Annotated in this window: 17 protein-coding genes; 8 read left to right on the top strand and 9 right to left on the bottom strand. The window is 60.0% G+C overall.

Annotated elements, in window-relative coordinates:
• The first annotated feature begins 362 nt into the window (after positions 1-362).
• The 3 genes from ACQY6C_RS07805 to gloB all read left to right on the top strand — a co-directional run bounded on the left by ACQY6C_RS07805 (position 363) and on the right by gloB (position 4,713).
• Positions 363-1,868: a methyl-accepting chemotaxis protein gene (locus ACQY6C_RS07805; RefSeq protein ID WP_427967139.1), complete on the top strand. Its 1,506-nt coding sequence runs from the start codon at positions 363-365 to the stop codon at positions 1,866-1,868.
• A 237-nt stretch (positions 1,869-2,105) separates the two neighbouring features.
• Positions 2,106-3,812: a 30S ribosomal protein S1 gene (gene rpsA / locus ACQY6C_RS07800; RefSeq protein WP_427967137.1), complete on the top strand. Its 1,707-nt coding sequence runs from the start codon at positions 2,106-2,108 to the stop codon at positions 3,810-3,812.
• Between the two features lie 145 nt (positions 3,813-3,957).
• Positions 3,958-4,713 carry a hydroxyacylglutathione hydrolase gene (gloB, locus tag ACQY6C_RS07795; protein WP_427967134.1) on the top strand — a complete coding sequence of 252 codons (756 nt, stop codon included), beginning with the start codon at positions 3,958-3,960 and terminating at the stop codon, positions 4,711-4,713.
• Between the two features lie 31 nt (positions 4,714-4,744).
• Here gloB and ACQY6C_RS07790 read toward each other — a convergent pair whose 3' ends face one another.
• The 9 genes from ACQY6C_RS07790 to ACQY6C_RS07750 form a co-directional block, all read right to left on the bottom strand.
• Positions 4,745-5,479 carry an alpha/beta hydrolase gene (locus tag ACQY6C_RS07790; RefSeq protein ID WP_427967131.1) on the bottom strand — a complete coding sequence of 245 codons (735 nt, stop codon included), beginning with the start codon at positions 5,477-5,479 and terminating at the stop codon, positions 4,745-4,747.
• A gap of 255 nt (positions 5,480-5,734) precedes the next feature.
• A complete protein-coding gene (locus tag ACQY6C_RS07785; RefSeq protein WP_427967128.1) occupies positions 5,735-6,331 on the bottom strand; it encodes a hypothetical protein in 597 nt (198 codons plus the stop codon).
• Positions 6,324-6,818 carry an ATPase gene (locus ACQY6C_RS07780; RefSeq protein ID WP_427967125.1) on the bottom strand — a complete coding sequence of 165 codons (495 nt, stop codon included), beginning with the start codon at positions 6,816-6,818 and terminating at the stop codon, positions 6,324-6,326. Before ACQY6C_RS07780 ends, ACQY6C_RS07785 begins: the two co-directional genes overlap by 8 nt.
• A 76-nt stretch (positions 6,819-6,894) precedes the next feature.
• Entirely contained in the window at positions 6,895-7,122 is a 228-nt protein-coding gene (locus tag ACQY6C_RS07775; protein WP_011414432.1) for a F0F1 ATP synthase subunit C, read from the bottom strand.
• A 45-nt stretch (positions 7,123-7,167) separates the two neighbouring features.
• Positions 7,168-7,959, bottom strand: a complete 792-nt coding sequence (locus tag ACQY6C_RS07770; RefSeq protein ID WP_427967122.1) for a F0F1 ATP synthase subunit A — start codon at positions 7,957-7,959, stop codon at positions 7,168-7,170.
• Positions 7,960-8,005: 46 nt separating this feature from the next.
• A complete protein-coding gene (locus tag ACQY6C_RS07765) occupies positions 8,006-8,332 on the bottom strand; it encodes an AtpZ/AtpI family protein (RefSeq protein ID WP_427967119.1) in 327 nt (108 codons plus the stop codon).
• A gap of 129 nt (positions 8,333-8,461) precedes the next feature.
• Positions 8,462-8,860, bottom strand: coding sequence for a YdbL family protein (locus ACQY6C_RS07760; protein ID WP_427967116.1), 399 nt, complete (start codon positions 8,858-8,860; stop codon positions 8,462-8,464).
• Between the two features lie 17 nt (positions 8,861-8,877).
• Positions 8,878-9,150 (bottom strand): YnbE family lipoprotein, encoded by a 273-nt coding sequence (locus ACQY6C_RS07755; protein WP_427967114.1) that lies wholly within the window; start codon positions 9,148-9,150, stop codon positions 8,878-8,880.
• Positions 9,147-12,278 (bottom strand): intermembrane phospholipid transport protein YdbH family protein, encoded by a 3,132-nt coding sequence (locus ACQY6C_RS07750; RefSeq protein ID WP_427967111.1) that lies wholly within the window; start codon positions 12,276-12,278, stop codon positions 9,147-9,149. The genes ACQY6C_RS07755 and ACQY6C_RS07750 overlap by 4 nt, the downstream gene beginning before the upstream one ends.
• A 115-nt stretch (positions 12,279-12,393) precedes the next feature.
• Between ACQY6C_RS07750 and radC the strand changes: the two genes are divergently transcribed.
• The 5 genes from radC to pyrF all read left to right on the top strand — a co-directional run bounded on the left by radC (position 12,394) and on the right by pyrF (position 16,387).
• On the top strand, positions 12,394-13,137 hold the full coding sequence (gene radC, locus ACQY6C_RS07745; RefSeq protein WP_427967108.1) for a RadC family protein: 744 nt from the start codon (positions 12,394-12,396) through the stop codon (positions 13,135-13,137).
• 1 nt (position 13,138) lies between these two features.
• A complete protein-coding gene (locus ACQY6C_RS07740) occupies positions 13,139-13,900 on the top strand; it encodes an NRDE family protein (RefSeq protein WP_427967105.1) in 762 nt (253 codons plus the stop codon).
• A gap of 64 nt (positions 13,901-13,964) precedes the next feature.
• Complete coding sequence (purB, locus tag ACQY6C_RS07735) at positions 13,965-15,275, top strand: adenylosuccinate lyase (protein WP_427967103.1); 1,311 nt, start codon at positions 13,965-13,967, stop codon at positions 15,273-15,275.
• A gap of 99 nt (positions 15,276-15,374) precedes the next feature.
• Positions 15,375-15,716 carry a DUF1049 domain-containing protein gene (locus tag ACQY6C_RS07730; protein WP_427967100.1) on the top strand — a complete coding sequence of 114 codons (342 nt, stop codon included), beginning with the start codon at positions 15,375-15,377 and terminating at the stop codon, positions 15,714-15,716.
• The gene (gene pyrF / locus ACQY6C_RS07725; protein ID WP_427967097.1) at positions 15,713-16,387 is read left to right on the top strand and encodes an orotidine-5'-phosphate decarboxylase; all 675 of its coding nucleotides are present in this window, start codon (positions 15,713-15,715) and stop codon (positions 16,385-16,387) included. Before ACQY6C_RS07730 ends, pyrF begins: the two co-directional genes overlap by 4 nt.

Below are 16,387 nucleotides of genomic sequence, written 5' to 3'. Positions count from 1 at the left end.
TTAACTGCTCGGCAAGGATTGCTGCCTAGTGGCGGCTCTATGCCAACGAACCTTGTTAGCGCTCCCAATCGAGGGATTGCCATCACAATCGGACAGTGCGCAATCGTGGCGGTTGCAGTAGGCACACTTCTGTTTGCTCCTTCCGCGAACGGGCAAGTGCTTCTCCTCCCTCTGTCGGACCGTGCGGCCAGCGAATTGCCTGCGCTCACGCTGCGGGCAGATACGAAGCTCGTCTCACCGGGCCCCGTTGAAGGTTCACTCGTTGTAGCCGGGAAATCCCAATCCTTCGCCGATCTGCTTTTCAATCATTCCACACTTGCGCTCGCTACCATTCCGAATGGTTGCACCTCCGGAGACTTAATATGACGCTTAACGAGCTCGGAGAGCTGCAACGCAAGGGGATCGTCATGCTTGTCACGGCAGGCTGGGCGACAACCTTCACGCTTGCCATCATGAGCTTCTGGATGCCAGGAGCCGGCGCGAGCGCTTTGCTGGCCAGCGTCGCGGTGAATATCATTCCAACCTACTGTGCATGGCAGCGGCGCTTTGACATGGCAGCCCTGAATTCCGTCGCCCTGACTGCCGCCGCTCAGCCTGCAATCCTGCTCTACGCCATGCGCGGCGCGGATTGGCAGATCGACATGCATATGTACTTTTTTGTCGGCCTCGCCATGCTTTCGATCCTGTGCGAATGGCGCCCGATAGTAGTGGCGGCAGCCTTCACTGCCGTTCATCACCTGGTGCTGGCTTTCGCCGCCCCAAGCTGGGTATTCGCCAATGGAGGCGGTCTGGATCGCGTGCTGGTCCATGCGCTGGCAGTGGTGCTGCAGGCTGGAGCGCTGATCTATATCGTCATGAGTCTTCGCCAGATGTTCACACGGCTTGGCAATGCTCGTGACGAGAGCAACCGGCTGACCGCGGAAGCCAAGGATGCTTTGGCAAAAGCCGCCCAGAGCGAGGCCGAAGCCGAAGCCGAGAGGGAAAGGCGCCGTGCGGTGAAGGAAGAACAGTCCGAGCGCCAGCGCGAAGAGCTGCTGCGCCTCGCGGCAGAGTTCGAAAGTTCCGTTTCCGGCGTTGCTTCGGCAGTGAGTACCGCAGCTGCGTCTCTCGACGAGGCTGCCGCTTCGCTTGATGGCGTTGCCCAGAACACCGGGCGGCAAGCGACCGAGCTTGCTGGCACCGCAACCCAGACCTCGCAAGCGACGAGATCGCTTGCAAACAGCGTTGCCAACCTTTCCCAATCGATAGCCTTGATCGCAGACAATGCCAGGCAGCAAAGCAGCCTGTCCGATCTTGCCAATTCCAGAGCGCTTGCAGGCGATCAAGCCCTACAATCTTTGGCCGACCGATCGACCAACATTGGGGTCTTCACGCAAACCATCTCGAAGATTGCGACACAGACCAATCTCCTGGCGCTCAATGCTTCGATCGAAGCCGCACGCGCTGGCCTTGCAGGAAAGGGCTTTTCGGTCGTTGCACAGGAGATCAACGATCTCGCCAGGCGCGCCAGTACCGCCACGGACGAGATCGGATCGCTGCTTGGCGGAATGTCTTCCGGTGCCGAACACGCCGAAGACAGTTACAAGCAAGTAACCTCCGCAATCTCCGAGCTTACCGGCGCTGCGCTGGCTATTCAGAGTGCTGTCGAGGAGCAGCGACATTCCGCGTCCGGCATCGAGATGAGTGCCGACGAAACCGCTCTCGGCGTCGACGAAATCGCCAAGCGGATCGGTGATGTTGCGGCGAGTGCCGGGACAGCTGAGAGGCTGTCCGGCGAGGTCAAGAGCGCAGCGGGTGCCTTGCTGGGCCAGGCAGAAGCGCTGCAATCGGCAACGAACAGCTTTGTCCGCCATTTGCGCGCGGCCTGAGCCGCTCGCACTTCCGCCCCCTGGCGGGCGCATTTCCCTTGCTTTTTGGGCATCCATCGCCTAGTCGCGCGCCCGTTCTCGCAATCTTCCGGATTGAAAGGACCTTCGCGGTGGCATTCGGCCTCGCGGAGATGTCGGCCTCTTGCCCTGCTAGCCCTCGCAATGGTGCGTGGGAGGCAGTTTAAGACCCCGGTAAAACCGGCGGCCGGTAGCAAATGTGAATAGGAAACTCACTCTATGGCGACTTCGCCCAACCCTACGCGCGACGATTTCGAAGCGCTTCTCAACGAACAACTTGGCGGTGCAGGCGACGAAGGCTTTGAAGGCCGCGTCGTAAAAGGCACTGTCACTGCAATTGAAAACGGCCTGGCCGTGATCGATGTCGGCCTCAAGAGCGAAGGCCGCGTCTCCCTCAAGGAATTTGCCCGCAACGAAGACGAGCACGGCCTGACCGTCGGCAGCGAAGTCGAAGTTTTCGTCGATCGCGTCGAAAACGCCGATGGCGAAGCGATGCTGAGCCGTGACCGTGCCCGCCGCGAAGCCGCATGGGACAAGCTGGAAAGCGAGTTCGGCGAAGGCAAGCGTGTCGATGGCCGCATCTTCGGCCGCGTCAAGGGCGGCTTTACTGTAGACCTCGACGGCGCCGTGGCCTTCCTGCCCGGTTCGCAGGTCGATATCCGCCCGGTTCGCGACGTCACTCCGCTGATGGATGTGCCGCAGCCGTTCCAGATCCTCAAGATGGATCGCCGCCGCGGCAATATCGTCGTTTCGCGCCGCGCCGTGCTGGAAGAAACCCGCGCCGAACAGCGCAGCGAGCTGATCGACAAGCTCAGCGAAGGCCAGGTGATCGACGGTGTCGTCAAGAACATCACCGATTACGGTGCTTTTGTCGACCTCGGCGGTATCGACGGACTGCTCCATGTCACCGACATGAGCTACAAGCGCGTCAATCACCCGAGCGAGATCATCAATATCGGTGACACCGTCACCGTTCAGATCGTTCGCATCAACGAAGAAACCCAGCGCATCAGCCTGGGCATGAAGCAGCTTGAGAGCGATCCGTGGGACGGTGTCGCGGCCAAGTATCCGATTGGCATGAAGCTTTCGGGCACGGTCACGAACATCACCGAATACGGAGCCTTCGTGGAACTGGAAGCAGGCATCGAAGGCCTGGTCCACGTTTCCGAAATGAGCTGGACCAAGAAGAACGTACATCCGGGCAAGATCGTTTCGACCTCGCAGGAAGTCGAAGTTATGGTGCTGGAAGTCGACAGCGAGAAGCGCCGCATTTCGCTCGGCCTCAAGCAGGCTCAGCGCAATCCGTGGGAAGAATTCGCCGAGAAGCATCCGGTGGGCACCGAAGTCGAAGGCGAAGTCAAGAACGCCACCGAATTCGGCCTCTTCATCGGCCTGGATGGCGATGTGGACGGCATGGTCCACATGTCCGACATCGCCTGGGGCATCTCGGGCGAAGACGCTCTGGCGCTTCACCGCAAGGGTGAGCAGGTCAAGGCAGTCGTGCTCGACGTCGATGTCGACAAGGAGCGCATCAGCCTGGGCATGAAACAGCTTGAAAAGGGTGCACCGAGCGCGGAAGGCGCCGATGCCAGCTCGCTGCGCAAGAACCAGACCGTTACCGTCACCGTCCTCGAAGTCCGCGATGGCGGCCTCGAAGTTCAGGTCGGCGACGATGGCGCCACCGGCTTCATCAAGCGTTCGGACCTCGGCCGCGACCGCGATGAGCAGCGTCCGGATCGCTTCCAGACCGGTCAGAAGGTCGATGCGATGGTCACTGGCTTCGACCGTTCGAAGAAGCCGAACTTCTCGATCAAGGCGCGTCAGATCGCCGAAGAGAAGGAAGCGGTTGCACAGTTCGGTTCGTCCGACAGCGGTGCATCGCTGGGCGACATTCTGGGCGAAGCGCTCAAGAAGAAGGAAGACTGATCCTTCTCCATCCGGTCAACCGGTAAGGAATCGGCCCGCCCTCCCCAGTGAGCGGCGGGCCTTTTCTTTGCCTTTCCTAGGTCGGCCAAGCGGCGTAACATGTGCACTCAGGTAGCGAAGCGATAAGGCCGAGAAGAAACGTTCCATGTTTGAAATCCATCAGTTTCCATGCCTGTCCGACAACTACGGATATCTCATCCATGACCCGGAGAGTGGCGAGACTGCGGCGATCGATACGCCCGACGGCAAGGAATATTTGCGTCAGGCCGAGGCCAAGGGTTGGAAGATCACGCAGATCTGGAACACGCATTGGCACCCGGATCATGCCGGCGGGAACAAGGACATCGTGGCTTCGAGCGGTGCGACAATAATCGCGCCGCAGGAAGTCGAGCGGATCAGTCCGATCGATCGAGTGGTGTCAGATGGGGCTACTGTGTCGCTGGGGCAGTTCACCGCGCATGTGATCGACGTCGGCGGGCATACGCATGGCCACATAGCCTATCACTTTCCGGAAGCCGGCGTGGCCTTCGTTGGCGACAGCGTCTTCGCGCTGGGCTGCGGGCGAATGTTCGAAGGCAATCCAGAGCAGTTCTGGGCCAGCCTGGAGCGGGTTAAAGCCCTTCCCCCTGAGACCACGCTCTATTGCGCACATGAATATACGCAGGCCAACGCCGCATTTGCCCTGCATGCCGACCCGGAGAACGAGGCACTTCATCACTATGCGGAAGAAATCGCTGCCAAGCGTTCACGTGGTGAACCGACCGTGCCAATGGGGCTTGCGCGCGAGCTCGAGACCAATCCATTCCTGCGCGCCGACGATCCTGTGTTGATGGCCAAATGGGGCGGGAGCGATCCGTCCGAGACCTTCGCTGCGCTTCGTTCCGCCAAGGATTCGTTCTAAGGGGCGAGTGACAGCAAATCACAGTGAGAGATCATTTGGAGATCGCAGCCGGGTTCATGAAACCGCGATCGACCATCCATTCCTCGATTGTGTCCGGCCAATTCTGCAGGGATACTAGGTCCGTCGCCTCGCCCATATTATAGGCGTGCCCACCTTCCTGATAGACATGCAATTCGGCAGGAGCGCCAGCTGCGCGCAGGGCCATGAAGATGTCTATGGTCGGCTGTGAGCAGCATTCATCGTCGGCAGCCGTCGATAGCAGCGTCGGGGGGCTATCCGGCCCCATGCTCTCGCCTTCTCCCCCGACTGGCCCCGGGAAGACGAGGATCCCGAAATCTGGGGTTGCATCGCCCTGGTCGATTGCATCGCCCTCCCCTTCCGCCTGTACCGGAGGGCTGAACAGCGTCATTCGCGCCAATTCGCCTCCCGCGGAAAAGCCCATTACGCCCAAGGCGTCTGGATTAACGCCAAACTCGTCAGCCCGGGCGCGGATCATTCGCATTGCACGCTCGGCATCCTGACGGGCGTCCTCGATGTTCCAGGGGGCGCCTTCTTCCCTTGCAAGTCGGTAATAGAGGACAAAGGCCGTCACGCCGCGCGTGGCAAACCAGGCGGCCACATCGCGCCCTTCAGTCGTCGTCACCAGCTCCTGATGTCCGCCACCAGGCATAATCAGAACGGCCGACCCATTGGCCACCGCTTCGTCTGCCGCGTAGAAATGGATCGATGGATCGTTGACTTGCTTGGTCCACCAATCCTGGCTCACTTCAGGGATATCACGCCGTTCCTCAAAGCCGGGAACTCCATTCTTCCATAGCGCGATGCGTTCACCCGTGCCCGCCTCCGAAGCCTCAATTGAGTTGGCTTCTTCGGTCTGTGAGGACGTACAGCCTAAAATGATAGCGCTACCAATTATAATTGGAGCAAAGCGCCGCACGAATCTTCCCACAAATCCTCTCCTGTCCAGAATGAGGAAAGGATGCGGGAGACCTGGCCTGCCGTCAAGACAGGCGCCGGTCGATCAAATGTTGGAGATGACCTCATCCGCCAGTGCGGCATCGGCGGCCGCATCATGCTTTTCGGCGATGAGCTTGCGACTCGCAGCAGCGGCAGCCGAAGCAGCAGTCGCTCGTACACCGTCGATCGCATCGCGCTCTGCCGCGGCAATCTTCTCTTCCGCCATACGCTTGCGCCGTTCGACCAGCGCCTTGCTATCGGCCTCGGCTTTCTCGAGGATCGCGTCCGCCTCATGCTGGGCGTTGGCCATCATCGCTTCGGCATCTTTCTCCGCATTGGAGATTTTGGCCGCATATTCATTGCGCAGAGCCTCGGCTTCAGCGCGGAGCTGCTTCGCTTCATCAAGCTGCTGCTTGATCGCGGCGATCTTGCTGTCGAGCCCACCGGCGATGAGCTTGTGCACGCCCTTCCACGCCAGGATGAGCAGGAACGCCAGCATCGAGACGCCGACCCATCCGCCTGGGCCAAAGATGAAAACAGGGCCCGCTTCGTGGCCACCATCATGCTGCTCGGTATGAGCAGTCTCGGTCACAGCTTCCGCCGCGTGGTCAACCTGCGCACCGTCATCAACGGCGGGCATTTCGGGTGCATTGTCAACCATGAGCGAGGACCTCCTTAACGGCGGCCTCGGCGGTGGCGGCATCCACTTTTGCACCAGCCAAGCGAGCAACGATGTCCTGCGTCGCATCGGCGGCGACAGTCTCAACTTCCGCCATGGCGGCACTGCGTGCTTCAGCAATGCGTGCTTCGGCTTCGGCCAGCTTCTTGTCGAGACGCTTCTGCGCCGCGGCAATCTTCTTTTCCGAGGCGGCTGCACCGTCCGACTTGGCCTTGGCGATTACCGCCTGGGCCTTGGCCCGGTTTTCGTTCTCACGCTTGCGCCAGGCCTCTTCTTCCTCGTCTGCCAGATCACGTGCAGCCTGGGCAGCAGCAAGATCGTCAGCGATCTGCTTGTCGCGCAAGGTAACGGTATCCATGACCTTGGGCACCATGCCCCGGCCGATGAAGAAGAAGGTTATGCCGAAGAACACCAGCAACCAGAAAATCTGGCTGGAATAGGTTTCGGCAAGTTGGGCAATCTGAGGCATGCGTCAGTGTCCGATTGATCGAATCAAGGGCGTTGCCGGTCGACACCTGCCGACCGGCACGTCTGCATTCGGTTCGTCAGGCGACGAAGATCAGGATCATCGCGACGACGAAGGCAAGCAGGCCCAGAAGTTCGGCGGCGGCGAAGCCGATGAACAGGCGGCCCTGCTGGCCGTCGGCTGCACCCGGGTTACGGAGAGCCGATTCGAGGAACGAACCAAATACGTTGCCCACGCCGATGGCGGCCATGCCGGCACCGATCGCTGCGAGGCCAGCACCGACGAGCTTGGCTGCTTCTGCGTCCATTTGAAAAACTCCTTTTGGTAAAATTCGTGCGTTGAAAGATGAAACTTAGTGAAGGTTCTCGGCGTCGTTGATGTAGAGCGAACTCAACAGCGCGAAGACATAGGCCTGAATTCCGGCGACGAGTATCTCAAGCGCGCAGATGCCGATCATCAGCACAAAGCTCGGGATCCCGATGAATGCACCCCAGCCCGGCCCGGCGTTGCTTGCATCGATAATGAAGCTCGCCAGCACTTCCAGCAGGACGTGCCCGGCCATCATGGCCACGAAGAGTCGCAGACCCAGGCTGAAGGGACGGAACAGGAAGGAAATCAGTTCGATCGGAAAGATCACCGGGATCATGGGCAGCGGCGTGCCATGTGGCACGAACAGGCTGAAGAAGTGGAAGCCATGCTTCCAGAACCCGACGATCAGCACGATCGAGAATGTCATGATCGCCAGAACGCCGGTGATCGTGAAGTGGGCGGTGAAGGTAAAGGCGTGAAGCCCCACCATGGCCAACGGCAGCGGGACAAGGCCGAGTATGTTGGCAAACAGGATGAACATGAACAGGCTGAAGATATAGGGCACATATTTGCGCCCTTCCTTGCCTATATTGGCTTCCAGCAGGTCGTCGATGAAGCTCGTAAAGCTCTCGACCATCATCTGCCAGCGGCCGGGGACCAGTTCGCGCTTCATGCCGCCGGCAACGAAGATCCACAGCAGGACTGTGGTGATTGCCATCCACAGTGCGCTGTTGGTGAACGCAATATTGTAACCCGCAAGCTCCCAGTTCGCAGAGCCGAAGATCGGCTCGATTGCGAATTGATGCATCGGATCGACTTTGCTTTCGGCTGCCACGATCGCTTGGTCCCTAAACCCTTGAATGAACTCGCTTCTCGTGATCCTACTCGGGATCACCGGGAGGCGTGTTCGCCGCTCGAATGATATTCCTGAAGGCGACCACAATTCCGAAGAACAGCATCACCAACAGACCCCAGGGCGATGTACCGGCGAAGTAATCAATTACCCAGCCAATCACCACACCGCCGAGAATCCCGCCAAGGAGGTCTGCGAGCACACGGTTGCCGCTGCGATAGCTCGCATCGACCCCTTGGACCTGCGACCGGTTGCGCTGTTCTTCGCGCTCGCGTGCGGCCTTTAGCCGCGCTTCGAGCGCATCGATCCGCGCATCCTCGGCGATGGGTTCCCGTGCGGGTTTCTCGTCGCTCATGCCAACCTCCTATAGTGGGAATGGACGGCACGGGCGAGAGGCGCCCGCCGAGGGCGCCGCCCCCTTAGAAGGGGCCTATGGGCAAGTCAACCGGGCCTGGGGCCCAATTACCCTATTTGGGGATTGTCCTTAAGGACAGCGCGGGTCGCGTGAAGGCGCAGCGCTGGTGCGTGTTTGCCAGCTACCGTCAGGCGCCTGATACTTTTCGCCCGGCGAAGTCTTGAGGATCTGCTGGCAACCGATCGAAAGGGCATATTCCTCGATCGTGGCGTTGTTTGCCTTGGCACGCTCGGCATAGACTGCGCGGCGCTTGATGTTGATGTCATTGACGATACGTCGCAAATCGGGCGTCTCGGACCCGACGATACCGATATAGCCGTCCATCTTCTCGCCTATCTTGCCGGCCGCACGAGCCGCCGAATATTCGGGGTCGCGCTGTGCCGAGGCCGGAAACGCGACCGCCACAGCCAATGCCGCAGCAAGTGCGCCGCCAAGCGCGAATCTGCTAGTTTTGCCTGACAGAATCATGGGTTCCAGCCCTTCCTTCAGAATATATCCGCGTTCTCTTCAATCGTGTTGGCCGCATCTTCGGCCAGGCGATAAATCACTTCCTGCCGGATATTGATGTTCAGCTCGATCACGATCGGCTTGTCAGGCGCAGCAACATTGATGCACCCTCCTAGCCCCGTGACGGCCAGCCCACAAAGCGCCAGCATCGCCATCCCGGCTTTTCCGCGCATCCCGGAATATCTCAAGTTCCCCAGCATCGGAGCGCTTGTGACATTGCCCAGGGGCACGGTCAATTTGCGCAGCATCATGGATTGTCCTCGCTTTCCTTGGGCTGAACGCCCGATTCATCATTCGTAGCGTCATTGCTGCCTGTTTCCGGTCTTTCGGGCATAACCAACCGCTCGCCATCGCTGCTGAGTAGCCCAAGTTCGCGCGGATCGCGCACGAACGCCGGGTCATATGTCGATCGCACGCTGGTCAGCAGTTCATAGAACGGCGCCGTGATGTTCACTTTGAAGCGGATCGGCAGTTTGGCGATCTGCCGTGTGATGAAGTTCTGGCTGGTTCCCTCACCCTGACGCACGCCATCGAACAGCAGCCTCGTGATAATCTCACCCGTGAGGGGGCCTTCCATCTCGATTACCATCTGGGTGAAATCGAGCGATCGCAGTGCACTGAAGGCGTAATTGCCGATCATGCCCAAATCTTCGTATGTCAGGTCGCCTACGTAAGAGAGATTGCCGCCGGGTGCTCGCGATATCAGCAGGCCACCCACTATGCTGCCATTACCGTCTTCGTCGAAGACGAGCGGGACTGTGCCATCAAAGCTGCCAGTGGCATTGAGATTGCCCATGTCCATCGTGGCAAGGAACTGCCCTGCATCCGCCCCGACAATCTCGATGACGTAGCGACGGATTTCGCTGGCACTGAGGTCCAGTTCGACTGGCCTGAGATAGAGCTTGCCGCCCACGAAGGGCCATTCGCCGCCCTTTACCGAAAGGAACTGTCCCTCGCGCAGTTCATAACGGACCACACCGTCATGCACGACGATCCCGGGATTGATCCCTGCGACATGGATCACCTGATCCGGCGCTGTGGTCAGGTTAAGCAAATCCGTGAAGTGTATCGTTCCACTGGCACCTTCGACCGGACCGAATGCCGCCGCAAAGTCGAACGAGTCGGTCGAGAACTCGCCCGAGCTGGTAATGTCGTTCTCATCCCAGTCGATACGCCCCTTGCCGGTCACGGTCCCATCGGCCAGCGCGACAACGCCCAGCGCGAGATAGGTCAAATCCTCTGGTTGCAAGGCTTCGTCGAACTTCAGCCCGGCAACATCGATATCCGCATGTCCGACACCGCTCGACAGATCGTGCCGGATATCGACCGCCGTCACCACTCTGTCGCTGCCAGGACTTCGCAGCGAGGTGTTCGCGCGGATGATATTGTCTGCCAGCGTCAGTTTAGCCCCTCGCGCATTCAGCGGCTCGAAGCGTGCTTCCTTTTCTCGGTCAAGGAGGCGAAACGCGCCTTCGCTTAGCGCCAGAGTGCCATCACTATAGGCCCAGGTGCCATTCGTGTCTTTCAGGTCGAGCGGCACCGCTTCCAGCGATATGTCGGCATTGTTAAAGCGGCCAGTTGCACCCTCGTCCACTTCTCCCTGGATTTCACCGACGGAGAACTTGCTGCCGGTTTCATCCGGGCCAAGCGCCACATCTATGTCATGCGCCACTACCAGTCCGGGCCAGGCAAATCCGATCGCCCCAGAGGTCAAGCGAATCGGCGAATCCGCCAGCTTCCCTTGCGCCGTAAGACCAGAAGTCCCCGCCGCTATACTTAGTCCCCTCGCCCCATAGCGCACTATCGCTCTGCCACGCGGTGGGCACACCGTCAGATCGGACCGATCGAGGTCGAGACTGGCGAGTGAAAGGGTCTTGAACTCAGGACTTACACATTTGCGCCAGAGCGAGAGGCCCGTCCTGGCCGAATAGTTCCCGCTCACCGGCAGAACGAGCTGTTCCACCTGTCCACCTGGCAAATCGCCGCTTGCCAGGACCTCGCCGGAGAAGCCGAGCGCTCCCATGGGGTCTTGTGCAATCACCATTTGCCGTATTTCCAGCGAGTTTTCTCCAGCGCGATATTCATCCATCTGAAGTCGCAGACCGATTTGGCCCTGTGCGCCCTGCTCCATGCGACCGCGAATACGCGGCAGATTATCGCCACCCGTCAGGATATTGCCCGACAGCTGAGGCGTGCCATCGTCCGCACTTCCGTATTCCAATTGAGACAGCGCTAGCAGGCTGGTTCCCTTCGCGCTTCGGATGGCGGCGGACGGGACGACGCCGGACAATACCGAACCATTTCGCCTTAGCGAAAGGTTCGCCTGCAAGTCTGCACCAGGCAATTGCTGCGTCAGACCCTTCCTCAATTCCGCCAACAGCGGCGCAGCCAGGGTACCCGCAGCGTTTTGCTCATATTCGGCAAGCGTGCCGGAAACAGCGTCGATCCCGCTTATGTCCTCTCCACGCAATTGCGTCTCGATTTGCAGGCGCTCGAAACCGTCGCGAGCGCGCAGCGAACCATCGGCACTGAGTCGCGCCAGTCCCAATTGCGGCGTATCGATTTGCGCCGCCTCGATCCGGTAGCGCGAATTGAGCAGAGCTTCCCGCCAACTGAAATCCACATTGCCGGAGATGCTCTTGCTGCGCAGTCCAGCCAAGGCGAGCGAGTTTGCCGCCAGCTTGGTATCGCCCGAAAAGCCCGAGAAATCGGCTTTGGCTTGGAACTTCATCTCAGCGTCCAGGCTGGCAAGTTCAAGCCTGCCCTGCTCGCAGTTCACTCCGCGCAGGCGCAGGGGCCCCTTGAAGCCTGGTATGCCCTTGCTGGTTGTAACATCGCCATAGAAAGTCGCGCGTTCACTGGCGCAGCCATCCCCGGCCAGAGCGGGCGCGGTAGCGGCCAATACTCCACGAAATCCGTCGTTGAGCTGCCCTGCCCCTTCAGCCTTTACGCCAATCGGGCCGAAGTCGGTTTCAATCAGCGCTCGACCATCATCAAGCACAAGATTGAGTTCCGGCAGGCCAGGTGGCTCGTCGCTCTCGGCGTAGATCACCCTGTCGAGCGATCCGAAGCTCAGTGCACCGTTTCGGTAGCTGCCAAAGAGACGCGGCCTGGTCAGTCGCACCATTCCTATCGCGGGCGTACCCAAGCGGTAGCGTAGCGAAACTTCGACCCGCTCGATTGTCAGATCCGGCTTATCAGGATCACCGATTACCAGATTGCGCAGAACCTGCTGTTCCGGGCCGATCGATTCGATCTCATAGTTCGCTGGAAGATCATATTGCCTGAGCTGGCCTTCGATGACGTTGCTGGCGATTCGTTCGCGTGTGAACCAGCCAAGAGCAATGCCGCCAGCAAGGATAAGAACGAATACGAGCACGGCGCGCCAGCGCTTGCGTCGCGGCCACAAGCGTCGCGATGATCGGGTTAGCTCAGCTGACTCTTCGGCTTGCGCCATTGCGTCCCACTCTTGCGCGTCTCGCCTGCGAAAGGCAATGCAAGCATTGAACAATTTGTCGGGGTCAAGCTTGCCGCAAGCTGAAGAAAAGAAGAGTGAAAAACCCGCCAGCCATCAGGGTACGGGTCATCGCGCGCGGCTGCGCGAACGCTTGCTGAATGGCGGCGCCGAGGCGCTGGCGGATTACGAGGTGCTCGAATACCTGCTCTTTGCCGGTATGCGGCAAGGTGACACCAAGCCGGTGGCGAAAGCGTTGATCGAACGCTTCGGTTCGCTTGCCGGTGTGCTCAATGCCGATCCGGGCGCACTGCAACAGGTCAGGGGCGTGGGCGAGACCTCAGCGGCAGCGCTCAAGAGCGTTGCCATCGCCGCCCGGCGCATGGCGCGCAGCGAAGTTCGCGAGAAGCCGGTTCTAGGGAGTTGGCAGGCGCTGCTCGACTATCTGGCGATCGACATGGCGCATTTGACGGTTGAACGCGTGCGGGTCCTCTATCTCGATACGCGTAACCGGCTGATCGACGATCATCACGTTGGTGACGGTTCGATTGACGAGGCATCGATCCATCCACGCGAAGTGATTCGCCGGGCGATGGACGTTGGTGCCAGCGCACTGATCCTGGTTCACAACCATCCTAGCGGCAGCCCCGATCCAAGCCGGGCCGACATCCAGGTCACCAAGCGCATTGCCGAAGCGGGCCGCTTGCTGGGCATCACAGTGCACGACCATGTCATTATTGGGCGTGAAGGGCATGTTTCGCTGCGCGCCAAGGGGCTTATCTAGAGTGTGCGTCACAGCCGTCGCCTGGCAGGCGCATCCGCGCTGGAAACTGGTGGCGATCGGTAATCGCGACGAATTTCACGAACGACCGGCGGCACCGCTTGCCCGGTGGGAGGAGCCACAAGGGATCATCGCAGGGCGCGATCTGAAATCGGGCGGGACCTGGCTCGGCGTATCCGATCAGGGACAATTCGTGCTCGTCACCAATCTCAGGGGTTACGGCGATCCCGATCCTGCCAAGCGTTCGCGCGGCGAACTTGTCACGCGATTGCTCGAAGGCACTGGCGCGCCGCGTGATTTCGACCAATACAACCCGTTCAACATCCTCCATGTATCAGCCGGCGATGGCGAAGAGGGTGATCTGCATTTTCTCACCAACCGTCCGCAACGTGTCAGCACCAGGCTTGCCCATGGTATCTACGGCCTTTCCAATGGGTCGCTCGACGCACCCTGGGCCAAGACATTGCAGCTCAAGTCTGCATTGCAGGATTGGCTTATCGCAGGGGACGATGCTCGCGAGCCGCTGTTCGAGGCACTGGCCTGCGACAAGCTGGAGGATATCGGAGTGCACCCCCGCTTGCCTTCGGATGTCGCGGTCGAGCCACAGGAAACGCCGGTCTTCATCCGTCATCCACTATACGGAACACGCTGCTCCACTATCGTTGCCATCGATTATCGCGGCGCGGGCCGGATCATCGAGCGCAGTTTCGATGATCGAGGCGCAAAATCGGGCGAAATAGCGGTGGAATTTCACTGGCCGGGTTGACCGCCAGCCCCAGCGATCCTAGCCGCGCGGCAGATTCAAGAATTCTATTTGCCCGGAGTTATCGATGGTCCCCCGCTACGCCCGCCCCGAAATGAGCGCGATCTGGGAACCGGAAGCGAAATATCGCATCTGGTTCGAGATTGAAGCCCATGCGACCGAGAAGCTCGGTGAATTGGGCGTCGTGCCGGAGAGCGCGGCCAAGGCGCTGTGGGACTGGTGGGCGACAAACCCCGAAATCGACGTTCCTGCGATCGACGCGATCGAAGCTGTTACGAAGCATGACGTGATCGCATTCCTCACCTGGGTAGCGGACAATGTAGGCGACGAAGCCCGCTTCATGCATCAGGGCATGACCAGTTCCGACGTGCTCGACACCACATTGGCCGTCCAATTGGCGCGCGCCGCCGATATCCTGCTGGCAGATCTTGACGCGCTGCTCGCCGCTCTCAAGCGTCGTGCAGAAGAACACAAATACACGCCAACCATCGGCCGTAGCCATGGCATCCATGCAGAGCCTGTGACATTCGGGCTCAAACTGGCGCAGGCCTATGCCGAGTTCGACCGGTGCCGTTCGCGGCTCGTCGCCGCGCGCGAGGAAATCGCAACCTGCGCCATCTCCGGTGCGGTCGGCACCTTCGCCAACATCGACCCTGCGGTGGAAGCGCATGTTGCGGAAAAGCTTGGCCTCTCGGTCGAGCCTATCTCGACTCAGGTCATCCCGCGTGACCGCCATGCGATGTTCTTTTCCGTTCTGGCGGTGATTGCCAGTTCAATGGAGCGCCTTGCTGTCGAAATTCGCCACTTGCAGCGGACCGAAGTGCTGGAAGCGGAAGAATATTTCTCGCCCGGCCAGAAGGGTTCTTCGGCCATGCCGCACAAGCGTAACCCGATCCTGACGGAGAATCTCACCGGCCAGGCGCGCATGATCCGTTCCTATGCCCTGCCCGCGCTGGAGAATGTCGCACTGTGGCACGAGCGGGACATTTCCCACTCTTCGGTCGAGCGTTTCATCGGCCCCGATGCGACCATCACTCTCGATTTCGCACTCGCACGCATGACCGGCGTGATAGACAAGCTGCTGGTCTATCCCGAACGGATGCAGGCCAATCTCGATCGCATGGGTGGGCTGGTCCATTCACAACGCGTGCTGCTGGCACTGACCCAGGCCGGCGTAACGCGCGAGAACGCCTATGCCATCGTCCAGCGCAATGCGATGAAAGTGTGGGAATCGGACGGCAAACTCTCGCTGCTCGACCTGCTCAAGCAGGACGGCGAAGTAACCACGGCGCTTTCCGAAGCCGAGCTGGAAGAGAAGTTCGACCTCGCCTATCACTTCAAGCAGGTCGATACGATCTTTGCCCGGGTGTTCGGCTAAAGCCGCTAGATGCTCAGGTGCCCGAAAACGCGCAACTAGACTCGCGCGCCAAAAGGCTTAATTTCGCAGGGAACTCGCAGTAAGCCTTAGGGGATAAGAATGCAGGTCGTCCGAACACTCATCTGGGTCCTGATCCTCTTCGCCCTGCTTGCCTTCTCCTTTTTCAACTGGGACGCGGTAGAGGTCAAACTCTGGAACAATCTGGTGCTGGAGACGAAAGTCCCGGCGCTGGTGATCGTGGCGTTCCTGCTCGGTCTGGTGCCTATGTGGCTCTATCATCGCGGCGTAAAATGGCGGCTCGGACGCCGGATCGCCTCGCTTGAAACGGCGGCGCGCTCCAACGCTTTGTCGCGTCATGACCCAACCCAACATTCCGCTTCATCCGCAAGCTCAACAGCAGCGAGCGACACACTGGCACCATCCAACGACGGAGATATATGAGCAATCCGGTTTTCCTGGCCCTTGACGTTCCTCAACTTGAAACCGGCAAGGCGCTGGTCGAGAAGGTCAAGGCGCATATTGGCGGCGTCAAACTGGGCCTGGAGTTCTTCTGTGCGCACGGGGCGCATGGCGTCCACGAGATCGCTCATACAGGCTTGCCGATCTTCCTCGACCTGAAGCTGCATGACATTCCCAACACCGTTGCCGGAGCAATGCAGGCGATTCATATGCTAGAGCCAGCCGTCGTGACAGTTCATGCCAGCGGCGGGCGCGCGATGATGGAAGATGCCAAAGCCGCCGCTGCTGACGGGACCAAGGTGGTCGGCGTGACCATGCTCACCAGCCTCGATGAGAAGGACCTTGCCCGCACCGGGGTGGGCGGCAGTCCGCACGATCAGGTGATGCGCCTGGCCGAGCTTGCGCATGATGCAGGTCTCGACGGAATCGTGTGTTCGGGACAGGAAGTGAAGGCAGTCCACAAGCAATGGAAAGACGGTTTCTTCGTCGTTCCCGGCCTGCGTCCCGGCGGCAAGGCCACGGGCGATCAGAAGCGTGTCGTGACCCCGCGTCAGGCACGCGACGATGGCGCAAGCGTGCTTGTGGTCGGTCGCCCGATCAGCCGCGCGGATGATCCCGTCGCTGCGGCACGAGCGATCGAGGCGACGCTGTAG

Origin of the sequence: Altererythrobacter sp., from assembly GCF_050299635.1 — a bacterium.
Lineage (GTDB): Bacteria > Pseudomonadota > Alphaproteobacteria > Sphingomonadales > Sphingomonadaceae > Erythrobacter.
This window is presented reverse-complemented; position numbering and strand designations above follow the sequence as displayed.